This is a genomic window from Wolbachia endosymbiont of Drosophila bocki, from assembly GCF_028982005.1.
GTDB lineage: Bacteria > Pseudomonadota > Alphaproteobacteria > Rickettsiales > Anaplasmataceae > Wolbachia > Wolbachia pipientis.
The window spans coordinates 1-18,533 of the sequence record NZ_JAPQLG010000215.1 but is presented as its reverse complement, the minus strand read 5'-3'; the positions used below and the strand labels follow the sequence as shown (position 1 = coordinate 18,533).

17 protein-coding genes and 2 pseudogenes are annotated in these 18,533 nt (G+C 35.3%); 10 read left to right on the top strand and 9 right to left on the bottom strand.

Annotated features, from left to right (window positions below; genetic code table 11):
* From OZD61_RS05615 to ffh, 3 genes are all read left to right on the top strand, one after another.
* Nucleotides 1–1,502, top strand: a 1,502-nt coding sequence (locus OZD61_RS05615) for an FAD-dependent oxidoreductase (RefSeq protein ID WP_274980145.1), incomplete at its 5' end; no start/stop codon positions are given.
* 304 nt (nt 1,503–1,806) lie between these two features.
* The gene (locus OZD61_RS05610) at nt 1,807–3,366 is read left to right on the top strand and encodes a proton-conducting transporter transmembrane domain-containing protein (protein WP_274980144.1); all 1,560 of its coding nucleotides are present in this window, start codon (nt 1,807–1,809) and stop codon (nt 3,364–3,366) included.
* Complete coding sequence (gene ffh, locus OZD61_RS05605) at nt 3,351–4,694, top strand: signal recognition particle protein (RefSeq protein WP_274980143.1); 1,344 nt, start codon at nt 3,351–3,353, stop codon at nt 4,692–4,694. The genes OZD61_RS05610 and ffh overlap by 16 nt, the downstream gene beginning before the upstream one ends.
* A 352-nt stretch (nt 4,695–5,046) precedes the next feature.
* On the opposite strand, the gene OZD61_RS05600 is transcribed toward ffh, so the two are convergent.
* Nucleotides 5,047–5,172 carry a hypothetical protein gene (locus tag OZD61_RS05600; protein ID WP_264705915.1) on the bottom strand — a complete coding sequence of 42 codons (126 nt, stop codon included), beginning with the start codon at nt 5,170–5,172 and terminating at the stop codon, nt 5,047–5,049.
* 754 nt (nt 5,173–5,926) lie between these two features.
* Here OZD61_RS05600 and surE point away from each other — a divergent pair.
* Nucleotides 5,927–6,679, top strand: coding sequence for a 5'/3'-nucleotidase SurE (gene surE / locus OZD61_RS05595; protein WP_182320897.1), 753 nt, complete (start codon nt 5,927–5,929; stop codon nt 6,677–6,679).
* Between the two features lie 24 nt (nt 6,680–6,703).
* Here the strand turns inward: surE and hisS are convergent, their stop codons facing one another.
* Together hisS and OZD61_RS05585 are read right to left on the bottom strand one after the other, a co-directional pair.
* On the bottom strand, nt 6,704–7,927 hold the full coding sequence (gene hisS, locus OZD61_RS05590) for a histidine--tRNA ligase (RefSeq protein WP_274980142.1): 1,224 nt from the start codon (nt 7,925–7,927) through the stop codon (nt 6,704–6,706).
* Nucleotides 7,924–8,496, bottom strand: a complete 573-nt coding sequence (locus tag OZD61_RS05585; protein WP_274980147.1) for a NifU family protein — start codon at nt 8,494–8,496, stop codon at nt 7,924–7,926. Before OZD61_RS05585 ends, hisS begins: the two co-directional genes overlap by 4 nt.
* Nucleotides 8,497–8,665: 169 nt before the next feature.
* On the opposite strand from OZD61_RS05585, the gene OZD61_RS05580 reads away from it, so the two are divergent.
* Complete coding sequence (locus OZD61_RS05580) at nt 8,666–8,917, top strand: J domain-containing protein (protein ID WP_274980141.1); 252 nt, start codon at nt 8,666–8,668, stop codon at nt 8,915–8,917.
* A 19-nt stretch (nt 8,918–8,936) separates the two neighbouring features.
* On the opposite strand, the gene OZD61_RS05575 is transcribed toward OZD61_RS05580, so the two are convergent.
* Complete coding sequence (locus OZD61_RS05575) at nt 8,937–10,466, bottom strand: N-acetylmuramoyl-L-alanine amidase (protein WP_274980140.1); 1,530 nt, start codon at nt 10,464–10,466, stop codon at nt 8,937–8,939.
* A gap of 68 nt (nt 10,467–10,534) precedes the next feature.
* Between OZD61_RS05575 and OZD61_RS05570 the strand changes: the two genes are divergently transcribed.
* The 3 genes from OZD61_RS05570 (at nt 10,535) to OZD61_RS05560 (ending at nt 13,145) form a co-directional block, all read left to right on the top strand.
* Nucleotides 10,535–10,705, top strand: coding sequence for a J domain-containing protein (locus OZD61_RS05570; protein WP_010082675.1), 171 nt, complete (start codon nt 10,535–10,537; stop codon nt 10,703–10,705).
* Nucleotides 10,706–10,809: 104 nt separating this feature from the next.
* A complete protein-coding gene (locus OZD61_RS05565) occupies nt 10,810–12,039 on the top strand; it encodes a cytochrome b (protein WP_274980139.1) in 1,230 nt (409 codons plus the stop codon).
* Nucleotides 12,040–12,386: 347 nt separating this feature from the next.
* Nucleotides 12,387–13,145, top strand: a complete 759-nt coding sequence (locus OZD61_RS05560; RefSeq protein WP_274980146.1) for a cytochrome c1 — start codon at nt 12,387–12,389, stop codon at nt 13,143–13,145.
* A 138-nt stretch (nt 13,146–13,283) separates the two neighbouring features.
* Here the strand turns inward: OZD61_RS05560 and OZD61_RS05915 are convergent.
* A pseudogene (locus OZD61_RS05915) lies at nt 13,284–13,382 on the bottom strand (IS5 family transposase); the annotation flags it as partial.
* A 47-nt stretch (nt 13,383–13,429) separates the two neighbouring features.
* On the opposite strand from OZD61_RS05915, the pseudogene OZD61_RS05555 reads away from it, so the two are divergent.
* Nucleotides 13,430–13,552, top strand: a pseudogene (locus tag OZD61_RS05555) (IS630 transposase-related protein); the annotation flags it as partial.
* Nucleotides 13,553–13,623: 71 nt separating this feature from the next.
* Complete coding sequence (gene truA, locus OZD61_RS05550) at nt 13,624–14,361, top strand: tRNA pseudouridine(38-40) synthase TruA (protein WP_010963021.1); 738 nt, start codon at nt 13,624–13,626, stop codon at nt 14,359–14,361.
* Between the two features lie 79 nt (nt 14,362–14,440).
* Here the strand turns inward: truA and dnaN are convergent, their stop codons facing one another.
* The 4 genes from dnaN to OZD61_RS05530 form a co-directional block, all read right to left on the bottom strand.
* Complete coding sequence (gene dnaN / locus OZD61_RS05545; RefSeq protein WP_274980138.1) at nt 14,441–15,598, bottom strand: DNA polymerase III subunit beta; 1,158 nt, start codon at nt 15,596–15,598, stop codon at nt 14,441–14,443.
* 123 nt (nt 15,599–15,721) lie between these two features.
* On the bottom strand, nt 15,722–16,219 hold the full coding sequence (locus OZD61_RS05540; protein ID WP_274980137.1) for an invasion associated locus B family protein: 498 nt from the start codon (nt 16,217–16,219) through the stop codon (nt 15,722–15,724).
* On the bottom strand, nt 16,212–17,105 hold the full coding sequence (locus tag OZD61_RS05535) for an RNA polymerase factor sigma-32 (RefSeq protein WP_274980136.1): 894 nt from the start codon (nt 17,103–17,105) through the stop codon (nt 16,212–16,214). Before OZD61_RS05535 ends, OZD61_RS05540 begins: the two co-directional genes overlap by 8 nt.
* A 318-nt stretch (nt 17,106–17,423) precedes the next feature.
* Nucleotides 17,424–18,113 carry a P44/Msp2 family outer membrane protein gene (locus OZD61_RS05530; RefSeq protein ID WP_274980135.1) on the bottom strand — a complete coding sequence of 230 codons (690 nt, stop codon included), beginning with the start codon at nt 18,111–18,113 and terminating at the stop codon, nt 17,424–17,426.
* Nucleotides 18,114–18,533: the final 420 nt, after the last annotated feature.

Here is an 18,533-nt window from a genome sequence, read left to right as displayed (position 1 = left end):
CTTCTCGGTGGGATAAGAATTACTTAAAGATTATTAGATTACTGCTGGAAAGACGTGAGCATTTCGCACTTTATGGAGGCATTCGTTTTGGTGGCACGATTAATGTTGATGATGCGTTCAACTTGGGTTTTGATCACATCGCCCTAGCACTTGGCTCTGGTAAGCCACGAATGATCAAAATAAAAAACATACTAGCTCGTGGAGTGCGTATGGCATCTGATTTTCTGATGTCGTTACAACTGACTGGCGCTCTTAAATTTGATTCTATAGCAAATCTGCAAGTTCGTATGCCGATAGTTGTCATAGGGGCGGGGCTTACTGCGATTGACACTGCCACTGAAGCTTTAGCGTATTATCCAATTCAAGTAGAAAAATTTCTTCTTCGTTATGAGATATTAGTTGATAAGTATGGAAAGGACTGTGTTGAAAAAGATTGGACAGAAGAAGAACGCGAAATTGCGAATGAGTTTATATCGCACGCACAATTGATCCGAGAAAAGCAAAAGTTAGCAAAAAAAGAGAGTAGAGAAATAAAAATATTAGAGTTAATGCAGAGCCTCGGGGGAGTGAAAGTTATATATAGAAAAGAGCTAAAAGATTCACCAAGTTATCGATTAAATAGCGAAGAGGTGCAAAACGCATTATCAGAAGGGATTTACTTTATTGAAAACTTAGAGCCAGTTGAAGTTGTGACGGATAAATATAACCATGCTGAATTAATAAAACTGATAGACACAAAATCCGGCGAAATCAAACGTATAAAAGCACGTTCTATTTTTATAGCAGCAGGTACTGAGCCAAATACAGTTATTGCAACAGAAGATAAAAAGCATTTTAAATTAAGTAATGGGTATTTTACTCATTTGAATTCATCAGGAAAAGAAATAGGCCCAATATTTTCTCCTAAAATGCCAAATAAAGATAGAATATTAGTGTATAAGCAAGGCAATAAAACAATCAGCTTTTTTGGTGATCTTCACCCTTCGTATAGTGGCAGCGTCGTGAAAGCTATGGCAAGTGCTAAAAACGGCTACCCTATTATTTCTCAGCTTTTGAGTGGAGTTAATAGCTTCGTTTCTGTCATTCCAGTGTGTGATGTTGTGGGCCAGAAAAAAAATGCGTGGTCAAGTGTTGAAGACCTGGCTAATAAAGAATTATTTAATAGAATCAAAGAGCAATTCACTGCAAAGGTTATAAAAGTTCAATATTTAACGGACAAAGTTGTGGAAATAGTGATCAAAGCACCACTTGCGGCAAAGAATTTTAAGCCTGGGCAATTCTTTAGATTGCAAAATTTTGAAACCAATGGCAGAAAAGCCAATAATACAAACCTTGCTATGGAAGGTATAGCCGTAACCGGCACTGAAGTAGACAAAAAAAAAGGAATTATTTCCACTATTGTGCTGGAAATCGGCGGCTCCACTAATTTATGCAGACACTTAAGAGAAGGCGAGCAAATAATTCTTATGGGCCCAACTGGCAGACCTACTGAGGTTTACTAAATCTCAATATTAAAGTGATGCCAAATTTTATTTCAAAAAGTAAATAATTTACTAACGCTCGTGCACAAATTAAAAATAAATTATGCACGAGTGTAGCGTTATGAATTAGGAGTGCTATATTAAAAGCTTACCTCACTATTAAAGCTATCGGTCAGATTAGATTAAAAACCTAATCTGACCGGTTTCTCTATAACCCTCTAAACTCTGATATAATTATATGATAATTAGTTTAATTAGTGGTTAATATGCAAATTGATTTTATTCATATATTGAGATAGCATAAACCATATTGGTTTTAATTATTGTGCAACTTTATAAATCGTCACTGTTACTTCTACTGACTGTATTAATAGTTATAGTCCTAAAATTACCTGAAAATTTGAGCATTGCAGTAAATTGGTCTCTCCCAATTCTAGATTTTGATTTATCTTTTCGTACCATACTAATATCTTTTTTATCAGTTGCATTTTTAGCTGTTCTACCAGCACAAAATTTGACTTTTTCAAAGATGCTATCTTTTGCTGCTTACACTATTAGTTCACTTTATGCAGTTTTATCTGAACATATGATATTGGTTATAATATTCTGTGAATTAATGACCATCAGTGCATTTTTTATTATCGCAGCTAGCTGTAGAGATGGTGGACCTGCAATAAGGTACGCTTGTGTACACTTTTTCGTTGGAGTTATATTAATAGCAGGATTGGCACTTCAAAGCACTAACCTGATAATTTTGGGTTTATTGATAAACTGCGCTTGTTTTCCTTTTTCATTTTGGGTTGTTGATGCATATCCTGCTGCATCGCTACATGGCACCACATATCTCTCTTTATTTACCACTAAAGTCTCTTTTTTAGTGATGCTTTTACACACTTATAACCTATGGCAAGATTGTACTGAAATATTAGCGCTTGTAGGCGCCATCACTGCAATTTACAGCATTATATTTGCTTCTCTTGAGCAAAATATTCGCAGATTTTTATGCTATAACGTTGTAGGACAAATGGGCTTGCTGATTATTGCAGGAAGTTTGCTCAGTCCTTCGGAAAAAGCAATACCAATTTTGATACTGCATATAATCTTCTCTCTTGTTTATCAATCATTATTGTTTGTGGTCAGTAATTCGATTATTTCACAAACAAAAACAATTAGTTTTAATGGAGTGGGTAAACTGATGTCAGTGGAAGGCATGTGTGCTATAATCGCAATACTTACAATGGCTGCATTTCCTGGAACCGTTGGATTTATCAGTAAATCATATATCACAGCTGAAATTGAAATGAACACTGTTGCCTTAAAAGGGTATAAAAATTTATATAAGCTTCTAAATTTGCTGCTTCATTTAAGCGTGGGGCTAAAGTTTCTTTATTACTTATTTATTGCAAAAAGTAAGTCAAAACCTTTAGCAGAGAGAGGAGGCAAAATGGCTATGATTATTTTAGCATTTATATGCGTAATTGCTGGCAATCCTTACTTACCTATTTACAATAAGCCTTCAATTTTTAATCTTGCGTACAACACAAAAAATATTTGGTCGCAATTTAATTTATTACTATGTACCACTTTATTGTTTATTCCTTTACGCAAGTTATTTTACCCGAGAGTAAATTTTAAAATGGATGTTGATTGGATTTTTAGAGCTTTCATACCCTATATTATCTTGCTGTTCAATCAGTTAGTCTCTAAAACTAGAGAAATGTTTGCCAGCGTAGTGCAAAACTTGACTAATCCACTTGTTGGTTTATACTTTAATAATATTACTAAACTTAAAGAAGTGCTGAGTTATAACTCAGTGAGTTTTGTTTCAGCTTCTTCTCTCTTTTTAATGAGTATTCTGCTAATGCTATTATGTTTAAATCGTTAACTGAAAGTTTAAATTCTGTATTTAGTAAACTGAGAGGAAAGTCAGTCATTTCTGAAGGTGATTTTAATCTTGCCATGCGTGAAATACGCATAGCCTTAATTGAAGCTGACGTTTCACTTGAAGTTGCAAAAAAATTCATCAACGACATTAAAGATAAAGTGATTGGGGAAAAAGTCATAAAAAGTGTTTCTCCAGCACAAATGATAATTAAAATTGTACAGGATAATTTAGTTGCAGTTCTCGGATCAGAGAAAAGTGACTTAAATCTAGCAGTTAAACCCCCTGCTGTGATTATGATGGTGGGCTTACAAGGTGCAGGTAAAACAACTACCTCAGGAAAGCTTGCTTTAAAACTAAAAAAGCAAAAGAAAAAAGTGATGCTTGCCTCTTTAGACATTTATAGGCCTGCTGCCCAGAAACAACTTGAAGTGCTAGGTAAACAAATAGATGTGCAAACTTTACCTGTAGTAATAGATGAGAAGCCCATTACAATTACAAAAAGGGCAATAGCAATAGCAAAGAACGATAATTATGATGTATTAATACTAGACACTGCAGGCAGGCTTCATATTGACAATAATATGATGAATGAGTTGAAAGACGTAAAGGAAATAGCTTCACCTGCAGAAGTTATTTTAGTAGCCGACGCAATGATAGGCCAGGATGCGGTCAACATTGCCAAATCATTCAATGAGGTAATAGGTGTAACCGGCATTATTCTCACCCGTGTTGATGGTGATGCACGTGGTGGTGCTGCTCTTTCTATGAAAATGATCGCCGATTGTCCAATTAAATTTATTGCTTGTGGTGAAAAATTAAGTGACCTCGATGATTTTTATCCCGATAGAATTGCAAAAAGGATACTTAGCATGGGTGATGTTGTATCATTGGTTGAAAAAGCTGCTGAGATTGTTGGTCAGGGAGAAATTGATAAGTTACAAAAGAAAGTGAAAAAAGGTAAATTCGACCTAAACGACCTAGTGGGAATGTTAAAAACTCTGAGTAAAATGGATGGCATTAGCAACATAATGAAATTCATTCCTAGTTCATTTACAAAAAAGCTAAGTAGCAGTGTGCCAGATGACAATAAAGTGAAAAAATATATAGCCATCATAAACTCAATGACTGAAAAAGAAAGGCAAAATCCAGATATTTTAAATGGCAAAAGAAGACTTAGAATTTCTAAGGGGTCCGGAACAACTGTAACTGACATTAATCTTCTAATTAAGCAGTATAATCAAATGAGCTCTATGGTAAGTAAGTTCAGTAAAGTTGACCATAGTAAACTCAAAGAATCTGATTTGATGGATATGCTAAGCAGAAAGTAAGTCAGCAGGTAGTGGAATGAGACAAATCATCAGTAAACCTTTAGCTATATCAAAAGCGGCTTAGGTCTCGCAAAAAAATTTACAGCTTCTTGCTAGCCAAGAAATTTATTATTAATTTTAAGAAATACTATAGCTGACCCAAGCAACACGTCATACCGCCGCGGTATCTCTAGATCCCGCTAACACGTAGCGGGATGACGAGGCTTACCTTATCGGATTGTTTCAACACGTCATACCGCGATTCATTCGCGGTATCTCATCCGCTAACAAGAGATCCCGCTAACAAGCAGCGGGATGACGAGTTACTATACCGCTGCGAACCGTCATACCGCCGTGGTATCTCTAGATCCCGCTAACACGTAGTGGGATGACGATTGTCAGGGTAGCTGTCATCCCAGTAGCCTCTTTCTCTTGTCATCCTAGTGCCCTGACTACTTGGATCCAGAAAAAAGAATGGTGTCATGAAAGTAGCTGACACTGGTCTCCATCCAAAAGGGTGTCATCCGAGTAGCTTGACTACTTGGATCCAGGAAACTTAATTGCAAGTAATGCATTGGGTTTGGTGAGTATGGGTTTTGCGTTATAGAATGAAGCACTTTTTGTGAATTTGTAAAGAAAACTGGATCCAAGTAGTCAGGGCACTGGGATGACATCATCCTTTTTTTTGGATTCCAGACTGGAATGACAGCAGTCCTACGTCATACCGCGATTCATTCGCGGTATCCCTAGATCCCGCTAACAAGCAGCGGGATGACGGTTGTCGTTTAGCTATAAATATTTAAGAAATTTACTAAACAGAAAAAAAGGCAAAAGAAACCCTAGGGTAGCTAGTTATTCACTATCCATTTTTTAAGTTGGCGTTTTTTTATGTTTTAAACGCTTTATAAGCGCGTTTCAGCTTATGTAGGTAGAAGTTTGATAAAGACATAAGGTGCGCATAGTGCAAAAAATTAAACATGAGACGCCAGACACGTGAGTTTTTTTGTCATTTAATCTGTACAGAGAAGATAAATAAATAGCTTCGGTGTTTGTGATAAGGGGGCTGGCGGAGTTTGTCAAGCAAGTTTTTTCGTTTCTATTGTAATGACAGTTATGGCCTGTGCAAGAAATCTATTGATTTACAGCAGGTTCTTTGTTACAGTTCACAGTTATGCAAAGAAACCTAAAGCCTCATGAGTTTATTTACAGCCAGTGATTTACATAATTTGGAACTGTATAGCTGAGTATTGTATATGATAATATTGATAACAAATGATGATGGCTTTGGAAGTGAAGGAATAAAATTACTCAAAGAGATTGCACGGAATTTTGCGTCAGAAATATGGATAGTGGCACCAGATACTGATAGAAGCGGGGCTGCAAGATCTCTTGATTATCCAGTGAAACAATCTATTGGAATAAACCAACATAGTGAAAGGGAATTTAGTGTGTCTGGTACTCCTGCAGATTGTGTCATTATTGCGCTAAATAAAGTTATGAATAAAAAACCAGACTTAATATTGTCCGGAGTAAATATTGGATCAAATGTCGGGGACGATATTTGTTATTCAGGAACAATTGGTGCTGTAATGGAAGGTGCTGCAAGGTCTATACCTTCTATTGCGCTAAGCCAAGTTTATCATAATAAAATAGACTGGCACAATACAAAGGTTTTTGCACCAAAGGTTATTGCCAAGCTAGTTAAGGTTGGTTGGCCTAAAAACATAGTGATGAGTGTAAATTTTCCTGCTACGGAAAAAGTAAAAGGAGTAGAATTTGCTGAACAAGGTGAATATAACATTGATGGGGATTTAACTTTTACTGAAAATTCGAATGGCTCTTTTAGCTTAAATTGGTCTCGAGAGCACTCAGGCAGTGGTAGTGTAAATAAAATAAAAGAAGGATTTATTACTATTACACCGGTAAAATTAGATTTTACAGATTATGATACATTGAATGCTATGAAAAATTCTTACGCAGACGAATTTTCTTCTATAGCTGACTGAAAAAAACATTTGCATTGCCCCTAACTAGATATTTTCCATTATGTTATCGTGAGCGATTATTTTTTCTTCACCTGTATCCATATTTTTTACTTTAACAGTATTGTTGTTTAACTCATCATTGCCAAAGATCAATGCAATTTTAGCATTTGCTTGACTTGCTTTCTTCATGCGATTTTTAACTGTCCCACTGTGTTCGTAACTTACATATAAACTATTTCTGCGCAATTCATTCGCAAGTGTTAGAGCATATTCTTCAGCCTCTCTGCCGATCGGAATTAGGTAAATAGGTCGCTCTTCTTTCGGAGAATAATTGATTAACTCCATTATGCGCTCAATCCCCCCTGCAAATCCTATTGCTGGAGTGTGTTTTCCACCTACTGAAGATACTAAATTATCGTATCTTCCGCCGGCAAAAACTGCCCCTTGTGCACCTAAATCCTCTGTAACAAACTCAAACACTGTGTGGCAATAATAATCCAAGCCTCGAACTAGTTTATTGTTTACGGTATAAGGTATATCAAGAATTGTTAATCCATTTAGTATTTGTTCAAAGAAATCTGAGGACTCTTTCGTATAATAATTGCTGATTTTAGGCGCATCAGAAATTATTGATTTATCTTTCTCATCCTTGGAATCCAGTATTCTGAGTGGACTTTTGATCAACCTATTTTTGCTATCTTCTGATAGATCATTTTGATACTTTGTAAAGTACAAGATCAAAGCTTCTCTATATTTAGTTATTGTTTCACCATCACCTAAAGAGTTGATTTCCAGCTTTACATTTTTATTGATGCCAAATTCAGTTAGTAAGTGCTGAGCGAGTGATATCAATTCAATATCAGCTTTTGGATCTTCTATGCCAAAAACCTCAAAATTTATCTGATGAAATTGCCTTTGTCTTCCCTTTTGCGGTCTTTCGTAACGAAATGCAGGCCCTGTTGAGAATAATTTTATCGGTGTTTGCAGTTTTTTTTCAATGAGTAGCCTGACAATCGCTGCAGTGAACTCAGGACGTAAAGTTATGCTCTTTCCCCCTTTATCATTGAAGCTATACATCTCTTTAGTGATGATATCTGAGCTATCACCTAAGGTTTTTGTAAAAACCTCCGTGTATTCAAATATTGGAGTTTGGGCGGGCAAAAAGCCGTATAGACTTGAGATTCTATTTGCTGTTTGCTGAATGTATTTAAACTTGTACCATTCATCAAACAGGAGATCTTTTGTTCCTCTAACCGTTTGATTAGTCATAGTGTGGTCTCTATACCTGCAATCTCTGGTATGTGGTAGCTCAGCATATTCTGCACTCCTTGCTTGAGGGTAATTGCAGCACTTGGGCATCCAGAGCAGGCTCCTTGTAACTCAACATAAACTATCCCGTCTTTATAGCCACGAAATTTGATATCGCCACCATCTTGAGCAACTGCAGGTTTGATATAACTTTCCATTAATTCTTTTATTCTATTTACAATTTCTATATCATTTTTATCAAAAAATTCTTCATCCGGTATATTATTATCATTTACTCCTTCTTTATCTAGTGCTTTTCCACCTGAAGTAAAGTGATCCATGATTGTAGTTAAAATTTCTACTTTTAATGTATCCCAATTAATTCCACCCAATTTTGTTACTGAAATAAAATCATGACCAAAAAACACTCTCACTACATATTCTATTTGAAAAAGATTTGCTGCTAACTTGGAGTTTTTTATTTCATCTGCATTTGAAAAATCAGCCGTTTCTCCTTCGTTTAAAATTTCAAATCCAGGAAGGAATTTTAGCGTATTTGGGTTTGGTGTTTCTTCAATCTGGATGAACATGTTATTTACCATGACGATTATAATTGTTACTATTTAATCATAAAATGATAAAAAAATATACATGTCATTCATCTTTTTCCTTTTTTTGATATTCATAGTAGTTACATTTGTCTTGCCTAGCGTTGTTGTATTTTTTCTTTTCCTGACAAAAAAAAATAACATAAGTTTCATGATGAACTCTATATTGAGTAAATTTTTGAACGAATTTAATAGCAGTAGAAGTTGTACTGAAAATTACACTGGTGATAACATGTCCAAAGATGAAGCATTAAAGATACTAGGGCTGAATCCCGAGGCAAGTCAAAATGAAATCAATAAAGCATATCAAAATTTAATGAAGTTAGTTCACCCAGATAAGGGAGGTTCGGAATATTTTGCACAAAAGTTAAACGCGGCACGTGATAAATTGCTGAAAAAATGATCTTAAAAAAAGTTTTCGTTTAACAAATTTCTTCCTTTGCTTTTTCTAAATACTCCAATATTGCTTCATGTAATGCAGTCCATGTTATCTGTTCTTTCAGGGAAGGTATAAATTCTTGTCTCCAAGCATTCTTAAACTCTTGAAACCACTGTTTCTCAAAATCCCGAAGTTCTAAAGAAATATCTGCTTTAAAGCTATCAATTAAACTGGAAACTTCTGCAGCTTTAGAGCTATCTAGTGATTTTAAAGATAACACTCCACTCTTTAAAATCTCTAACTCTTCAAATACATTAAGCTTAAATGGTTTATAGAGTGAAGACCATATGCGATATCTTAAATAAGAATCATAGTATAACTTAATTTTGTACATTAAAGTGGCAGATGCATCAGAAGAAATGTTATTCTCATATTGTGCAAGAGAAGATAATAAATTCTCATAATCTACTTTGCTTAAACATGGTTGTAGAGTCGATTTAATTTTTTCACTAAAGGTTAGATAACTAGAAGAAATGCCATGACTATATTCACTAAAGAATTCAGGAAATATATCTGCTTGTTCTAGTTTAAGAGGTAGATCTTTTCTAATTTCTCTTGGTAAATTATGTATTGAAAACTGATAAATAACCCATACAAAATTCTCATCAAACTCATCTGAGTAATCAGCATTATTATCAGGAAAAATTACATTACCTTTCTTATCATTCCAAGGTTCTATCTTATAGAAAAATCTGTTCAGCCTTTGTTTTAATTTCAAAATACCTTCATTTCTATCACCTGCTTTATACAATGTTTTGCCCATTTTGTGTTTAGCATCTTTAGGGTTTATTCTGTCACTTATGTGCAATCCAATTTCATTTTTCTCTAATAACTCCCAATCAAACAATTTGTGTGGATCTGATTTACGCATTGTATAGCCAAGCTCTGGATCATACACTATAGTTCCTATTTCAGAATGACTAAATATCATATCCCTTTTAATTTTAAAACGCTCCATAAGGTATAAAATCAGCTCTTTAACAGATCTCATTTGCTCTTCCGGAAAAGGCTCAAGTCCTGTGTTTACAATTTCAATACCTACAGAATAGTTGTTAAGCTTCCGTAACTCTTCAAGCTTACTATCTACCTTAACTCTTGCATAACTAATACCAGCATGCCATGCTTCTTTCTCTAATGGAACCATTAAGGTGATGCTGCCATCCCTATCGACAATAAAATGAACTGACAATCCTCTAGCATTCAGCGTATCTTTTGTACCTTTTAGTGTTGATGTTTCAGTATGGTGAACTATAACCATTAACACTTTTTTACCTGCCCTATCACCATAATTTAAAGCTGAAGCTGGATCTAAAAATAACAAATCCTGATCTTTCAATAATGGTAATTTTTCTTGTAAATCTTGAAAATCATTCTCGATATTGCTTGAACTGGATACTTGCCCAGATATGAGAAATGCTGAGACAGTAATCAGTAAAACTAATAAATATTTGTTGACTTTAGATAGTTGGATTTTCATACCATCTTCATAAACACTTTGTAGATAATTTTTCATTATATAGTTAGAATAGGGTTGTTGAATAAATTTACAAGACAAAATCATACTAGTCTGGTAGTAGTAACATGTTCAGAGATGGAGCATTTAAAGTGCTAGGAATAGATTCTGGAGCGAACCAAAATGAAATCAATAAAGCATATCAAAATTTAATGAAATTAGTTCACCCAGACAAAGGAGGCTCGGAATATTTTGCACAAAAATTAAACGCAGCACGTGACAGGTTGCTGAAGAGGTAATTAATATTGCTTTAAAGTTTTTATTTGTGCGTAAAGGATAAGTTGCTACAATAAAAAAATAAGATAAAAGTAGCAATGGACATGTGTTCAGAAAGGTTTAAGTTATGCAGGAAGATAACAAAAAAGAAACAATAAAAGAAGAAAAAGGCATATTAGGATGGATAGAGTATAGATTGCCTATATTTTCTTTTCTAAGACACACTGCTTCTTACCAAGTGCCAAAAAACTTAAATTATGCTTGGAACTTTGGCTCTTTGGCTGGTATAGCGCTGATTTTACAAATAATAACAGGTATATTTCTTGCTATGCACTACGCTCCGCATGTTGATTATGCGTTTAATAGTGTAGAGCGCATAATGCGAGATGTGAATTACGGGTGGTTAATACGCTACACTCACGCTGTTGGAGCATCGCTCTTCTTTATGGTAGTCTATGTTCATATAATGCGTGGATTATATTACGGATCTTATAAAAGACCGAGAGAGATGGTGTGGTTTATTGGAATATTTATATTTTTTGCAATGATGGCAACTGCCTTTATGGGGTATGTATTGCCTTGGGGACAAATGAGTTTCTGGGGTGCAACAGTTATAACCAACTTATTTTCTGCTATACCTTTAATTGGCAATAAAATAGTTATATGGTTATGGGGTGGTTTTTCAGTGGATAACCCAACACTTAACCGTTTTTTCGCTCTGCATTATCTTCTGCCTTTTGTTATTATTGCTTTAGCTATGCTTCATGTGACAGCTCTGCATAGGTTTGGCTCTGGTAACCCAAGTGGAGTGGAGGTAAAATCAGATAAGGATACCATCCCTCTCTGTCCTTATTATGTAGTCAAGGATTGCATAACTTTTGGTCTGTTTTTTGTAGTTTTGTTCGCATTTGTTTTCTATGCTCCCAATTATCTTGGGCATCCAGACAATTATATAGAAGCTGATTCTATGGTCACTCCGGTACATATAGTGCCAGAGTGGTATTTTTTACCTTTTTATGCAATGCTACGTTCAATTCCAGATAAACTTACTGGTGTGCTTACCATGTTTGCGTCTATTTTAGTGTGGTTTTTGTTACCTTGGCTTGATAAATCAAAAGTTAAAAGTGGTGCTTATCGCCCGGTGTTTAAGAAATTTTTTTGGGTTTTTGCAATAAATTTTGTACTTCTTGCCTGGCTTGGAGGACAAGAGGTAAAAGAGCCTTACATCACTATGAGTAGGCTATCTACTCTTTATTACTTTGCATACTTTGTGATAGTTTTACCACTGCTTGGTAAGTATGAAAAGCCAAAAGAACCACCAAAAACCTTAAGTGATTCTGTGCCGGAGATGAGGTGATGTCAATTCAAAGCAGATCTCTTACAAAATTCTCTGTCATCCCAGAGCCCTCTTTTGTCATCCCAGTGCTTGACACTGGGATCCAGAAAAAAAATAAATGGATTCCAGCATCATGTACACAATTGTATGAACGTTGTATACAACACACAGTGTCATTCCACCATCTTCCGTTGTCATCCCAGTGCTTGACACTGGGATCCAGGTATAAAAATACTTACAAATCATGCAATGGACAACAGATTCTAGGAGTGCATGATAACCATAATGTCAGTGATGAAATAAGCTGGATTCCAGTGTCAGCTACTTGCATGACATCAATTCGAAATTTACTAAAACAGTGGTTATGCATGGGATCTAATGTATTTGCAATCTTCTGCATGTTATTTCTATCTAGTCTTATATCTGCAGAAGAATTTAAATCATCACCAAATAAGAGAATAGACTGGAAATTTGATGGAATTGTCGGATCTTTCGATAGAGAGTCAATTCAGCGTGGCTATAAAGTGTATAAAGAAGTCTGTGCTGCTTGTCATTCAATGAATAGGGTAGCATTTCGTAATTTGCAAGATGTCGGTTTTTCTGAAGAAGATGTAAAACAAATAGCAGCTTCTTATCAAGTTAAAGATGGTCCGAATGATTTGGGTGAAATGTTTGACAGACCTGGAGTACCTTCGGATTATTTTATTGCGCCTTTTGATACAAAAGAAGCAGCTGCAGCAAGCAACAATGGTGCAGTCCCACCAGACTTATCATTAATTATTAAAGCAAGGCATGATGGTGCAAATTATGTCTATTCATTGTTAACAGGCTATCAAAACGGCGAACACGATGAAAATGATTTATATTTTAATTCGTATTTTCCAACAGGCAGATTAGCTATGGCGCCACCACTTTCTGAAGGAATGGTGGAATATGATGGTGCAAGGCAAGCCACAGTTGAAAATATGGCGTATGATGTGATAAATTTTTTACAATGGGCAGCAGAGCCAGAATTAGAGCGCCGGCATAAACTTGGATTAAAAGTAGTGGCGTATTTTATAATTTTAACAGTGTTTTTTGTATTAACTAACAACAAAGTTTGGAGCAAGCTCTATAAAAAGAAGTGATAGTCAATTTTGCCTCAAGCACAATGGTTGTCATCCAAGTAGCTAACACTGGTTCCTTTATGACGGTGTCATCCGAGTAGCTGACACTGGGGTGGCTTTGTCGCATCGTACCTTATACGGTAATAATTTACGATAAATTCATGTAGCCATTTCGAATTTAGCCATACCAATGTCAGTAAATTTATTAAGCAAACAGCACTTAATGAGCAGTTCTTTTTCACGATTTATAGCTCTTTTCATAGAAGTCCGGATGTGATAAGGATAGATAATGATAAGGAGGTTGAATGCCAGCAGCATATAGTTATGATTTAAGAAAAAAAGCAATGGAGGCGCTAGACGAAGGAGAAAGCAGAGAAGCAGTGGCAGCAAGATTTAAGATTGGACGAACTACTTTATGGGAGTGGCAGCACTGTAGGCTTGACCATAAATTATGTTAAGATAGAAAATGACTATTTTAGATAGAGCTTGATGTAATGCAGTGCGATACAAAATAACGGTAGAATATAATGGTAGTAATTTCTCTGGTTGGCAAAAACAGCAACACTCTGCTAACTCAATCCAGGAGAAGATAGAAAATGCTATATTTAATTTTAGTGGTGAGAAAGTTACTTTGTACTGTGGTGGCAGGACTGATGCAGGAGTTCATGCTTTAGGACAAGTTGCTCATTTTGATATGGAAAAGGAATTTGAGCTTTATAGAATAAGGAATGCAATAAACTATCATTTAAAATCAATTCCTATAGTCGTGCTTAATGCAGAAGTTGTAGATGATGCGTTTCACGCACGGTTTTCAGCAAAAAAAAGATATTACGAATATAGAATAGTTAATCGCTATGCTCCTGCCGCTCTGGAGACGGGTTATGTATGGCAAGTGTTTAGCCCACTTGATGTAAATATTATGCGTGAAGCTGCTAAACATCTACTTGGAAAACATGACCTTTCAAGTTTCCGTTCAAAAGATTGTCAAGCCGCAAATCCGATAAGAACAATTGATGATATCGATATAATACAAAATGGGAATCATATACACATCAAAATATCTGCTATTTCCTTTTTACATAACCAAGTGAGGATTATTGTGGGTACTTTAGTTGAATTTGGAAAAAATAGAACCAATCCGCAAGAAATGCTAAATATATTGAACCAATGCAAAAGAAGTGCCGCTGGAGTTACTGCACCACCTTTTGGCTTATATTTGGTAAAGATAGATTACTAATTTAATAAAAGCTAGTGAAATAAGTGCCATACCGCCACGGTATCTCCAGATTCCGCTAACAAGCAGCAAGATGACGAGTTTAAGTTCTCATTGGCATTACTACATATAATGCACTTGAATCGTCTTCATCAGTGATAATTGTAGCACTATTACCATCGGCTAAGCTAAACTTACATTTATTTTTTATGCAGGATAGAACATCAAGTAAATAACGCGAGTTGAACCCTATTTCTATAGGGGCTTCATTGTAGTCCACTTCTATGGATTCAGTTGCATCACTGCACTCTTGGGAGTTTGAATGCAGAGTTAGCAGCTTTTCTTGTAGTGAGAATTTAATAGATTTTACTTTATCAGATACAACAACGGAAACTCGATCTATAACGTCTGAAAGTTTTTTACTTTCAATAATCATATGCTTATCTTGAGATGCTGGAATAACTGCTTTATAATTTGGAAAAGTTCCATCTATTAATTTTGATATTAGAATATATTCACCGCATGTAAACTTGATTTTTCTGTCTGAGAGTTTTACTTTAATTTCATTACAATCGTCCAATATTTTTAACAGCTCCATAACAGTTTTACGTGGAATGATCACACCAAATTCGCCATTGATGTTCCCACGCTTTGGCCTCTTTATACATGATAAACGATGGCCATCAGTTGCAACGCAGTACAGAAATTGCTCATCTGTATGTAGATATATTCCATTTAAATTATACCTTGTATCATCTAGTGATACAGCAAATTTTGTTTTAGTTAATAAGTCTATCAGGTCTGTATTTAGTAGAGTAAAATCATGTTTATAATTGTCTTCTTCAAGAGCAGGAAAGCTGCTTGAAACTACATTCGGTAAAGAAAAGTTTGCATTTCCGCAAGACATCAATAATTTTCCTTGGTTGTTTACTCCAAAATTGACATCCAAATCAGCGGGTAACTTCTTCACTATGTCATGTAAAGTATGCGCTGAAATTTTTACTTCTCCTTCTGTTAATACGGTTGCAGCAAGTGAGGCAAACATTGAAATGTCAAGATCAGTTGCCATTAATTTTATGCTGCCGTGTTGTGCTTTGATATTTATACACGCCAAAACATCTATTGCATTACGCCTTTCAACCACTCCACTTACTCTGGATAATGTATTTAAAAGACTTGTGCGGCTCACGCTAAAACGCATCTGCTTGCACACAGAATTTTGCTTTTTGATTTCTGTATCTACACCTGCAACCTCTGACATTGCTAACTCTCAAAAATATGTTTTAAATGATATCCACATCCCATATAAAGTAAAGTGCTATTTATCGAAAGGGCAGTCTGTTTTATGCTACAACTGGAAAATTACCTATTCTGTTACAATAACTTACTTTGTATGGCATAAATCATGCATTTTTTGATACGCTTTTTGAAAACCAAGTAGGGAATAAGTATCATCAATGGTCACTGTTTTTGTTTTTCCATTAACTACCATTGATAATCCCTGCTTCATTTTTAGAATGAGATCTTGATCTATTTTTGTATGCTCTGCCCACGCAAAACTTCCCTGTATTATGGGCAGTGTATATTTAATTTTTTTGTCGATATTGAGAGCTACAGGCTCCTTATCATACTGAAAACCAGAGGTAACGCTTACCTCATCTGCTTTTTTATCAACATAACTAACCATTACATACGGCTTGCGATTGGTTGTATAATATTCGCTTCTTTTTTTAGGATAGGATACAATATAACATACTTTCTCTCTATCTTCCAATGCAGTATACACGAGCCAATCTTTATATTTTTCCTTCAATTGTACATCACTAACCGATGCAAAAGCGCCTATCGAAAAAAATATTAGAAATATAAAAAAACTACGCATGCAAACCAAATTTCAAACTTTCAGATTGTATATATTGTTTTACCTTAGCCATCGCCTGCCCAGCCAACTGCCTTATTCTTTCTCTTGAAACACAATATTTTTTACTAAGTTCATCCAGAGTTTGAATGTTTTCAGACAAATATCTACTGATAAAAATGTCTCTTGCCCTTTCGTTGAGGCTCGCTAGTGCATTGTTTAAAATTGTTTCTTTTAATTCTTTTTCTTCATGATTCTGATAGGTTACTTCTTGACTAACCAAGTTACATGGGATCATATCTTGTAGCTCCCTTTTAGAGTCATCACCTATTTTTATGCAATCGTTTAGCGACTGATCCTTACAAGCCATACGGTAATTCATCTGCAGAACGTCTCCTTCGGATACAGAAAGCTCATTAGATATTGCTTTTATTTCTTCATTATTTAAGGTTTCCCTGTTTGTATACTGTAAAATTCTTTTTTTTATTTTACGTAAACTAAAAAACAATCTTCTTTGTGCTTGCGTTGTGCCTATTTTCACAAACGACCAAGATTTCAATATAAAGTCTTTTATTGAAGCTTCAATCCACCACACCGCATAAGTTGAAAAACGAAACCCTAAATCAGGATTAAACTTTTTCACTGCATGCATTAAACCCATATTTCCTTCCATGACCAGGTCCATCAACAATAGTCCATAATTTTTGAATTTCATTGCAATTTTCACTACCAAATTCAAATGGCTGGTAATCAATTTATGAGCAGAAGAAACATCCTTATATTGGTTCCAATTTTTTGCTAATCGTACCTCTTCCTCTTGAGACAGCATAGGAAATTTTTGCACCCTAGCAATATATTGCATGAGACTGGTTCTGCTATCGACACATAAGCTTGCCATTGGGGTCAACATAACAACTTAAATTAAAACTTCATGCATATAATATATTGATTTTCCAGCAAAAACTCAAGCTTTGATTTGAAAAAAGTACAAATTTTTCATCTAATTTCTTGGAGACAGTAGGCCGCAGTGTCAGCTAATTGGATAACATTATGTAACTTTAGATGATATTCTACCAGTACAATGGTAAACGTTACAGCTTAAACACATAGCAAACAGTGTTATTCCAGTGCCTTGACACTGGAATCCACATTTCTTTTTTCTAGACCCCAGTGTCATGCTACTTGGATGACAAGAAAAACCCCACTGGGATAACAAGACTGAGATAGACTAGAAATTAAACGCTACTCCAGCTTCTGCACCAACAGTGCTGTAAAGAACTTTGAGTTCCCCTTTGTCTTTGCCTGCAGCAGCATCTTTATCAAAATGAGCACCAAAAGAACCGAAATAACGAGCTCCAGCATAAAGTTTGACTTCCGGAGTTACATCATAACTAACACCAGCTTTTACTTGACCAGCAAAACCAAATTTACTTTTTTGATCATTCACAGCGTCTTTCAAAGGAGTGCCAATATACGCTGCACCAACACCAACACCAATATATGGAGTGATAGGCATATCTTCAATTGCTATATCGTAATAAACGTTAACTAGTCCTGAAATTGCTGTTAAACTGTCTGCAATAGTATCTGGCGTAAATTTTGCACCTGTAACATCATTTTTGTTTAGGTATGAATAAACTCCTTCAACATCAACCCTGATGTCGTCCATTTTGTAACCAAACGCACCACCACCAGCTATAAAAGACGCTTTTAATGGACTGTAATCACTATTGTCTTTCTTATAGGTAATACCATCAACTTTTGTGAAAAGAGGTAAAATTTCACCGTTGTATTGCAAACGAACGTAGTAGCTAGTTTCTTCATCACTTATTGGACCAACAGGATCTGAAAAAGCAGAGTTTGATAAACCTAGCAACGTTGCTAAAGCGGCTGCTGAAAAAAACTTTTTATAATGCATAATTGTCCTCGTAAAAAAAATTAAAATTCCACTTTAGCAGTCTAAGTAACAACTAAAGTTAAGTCAAGTGCTAACTTAATAACACAAAATATCCTACATTTTAACTAATTTTTAGGAGAAGACAAAGATTTTATTAATGAATAAATAGAGTTACACGACTTTTTTACTCTTGATTTTTTGGTATAGCTAACATAGGTAAGATTTACTATCGAAAGACCTCGTCATTCCGCTGCTTGTTAGCGGATGAGATACCGCGAATGAATCCATAACTACACGAACATTGCAATTTGAGTCTACCAGGAGGGCAATGCCTCTTATTCAAGTACCCTCTTCTTGTCATCCCAGTGCGTGACACTGGGATGGCTTTGTTGCATCGCTCAAGTGAAAAGAACTGGCAGTTACTGACAAAATTCATTATAA